The organism is Nonomuraea corallina (genome assembly GCF_027620315.1).
GTDB lineage: Bacteria > Actinomycetota > Actinomycetes > Streptosporangiales > Streptosporangiaceae > Nonomuraea > Nonomuraea corallina.
The window spans coordinates 1-631 of sequence record NZ_JAPNNL010000358.1 but is presented as its reverse complement, the minus strand read 5'-3'; the positions used below and the strand labels follow the sequence as shown (position 1 = coordinate 631).

The 631-nt window shown below is 70.4% G+C and carries 1 protein-coding gene; it reads left to right on the top strand.

The genetic code is table 11. The annotated features are described in order from the left end of the window. Nucleotides 1-45 precede the first annotated feature (45 nt). The coding region (locus tag OUY22_RS36685; protein WP_270159919.1) for a M23 family metallopeptidase at nucleotides 46-631 on the top strand (586 nt) is incomplete at its 3' end.

The following is a 631-nucleotide window of genomic DNA, read 5'->3' as shown; positions in this document are numbered from 1 at the left end:
CGCACGGTCAACCGAAACGCACGCCGATCCCTTGGAGGAACTGTCATGCCCCGATTCACGGCCTTACGAGCCGGCCTCGCCACCGCGTTCATCGCCGCCATCGGCCTGGCCGCCACGGCGAGCCCCGCCCTGGCGGCGCCGAATCTGCAACTGCCCTTCCTGTGCGGCCAGCAGTGGCGGCTGGACACCTGGGCGCACGCACCCGCGCTGGACATGGTGAAGGAGCCCGACCAGCACGGCACCGACGGCGCGACGCTGGTCGCCCCGGCCGCCGGGACGGTGAACCAGGCCTTCTACCACAGCAACGCCGGCAACGTGATCCAGATCAACCACGGCGGCGGCTACTACACCACGTACCTGCACCTGAAGTCCCGGTCCGTCTCGGTCGGCGCGAAGGTGAAGACGGGCACGACGATCGGCAAGGTCGGGGCGACGGGTCCGACCTCCAACGGGCATCCGCACCTGCACTTCGAGCTCGGCTACGACGCCGACGGCAGCGGCTCGGCCTCCTGGGGGTACGCGGGCTCGGAGCGGGTCAGGCCGACCTTCAACGGGGTCACCTACGGCGGCTCCAACAACCAGACCTGGCGCAACGTCACCAGCCGCAACTGCGGGGCGCCCACCGGACAGG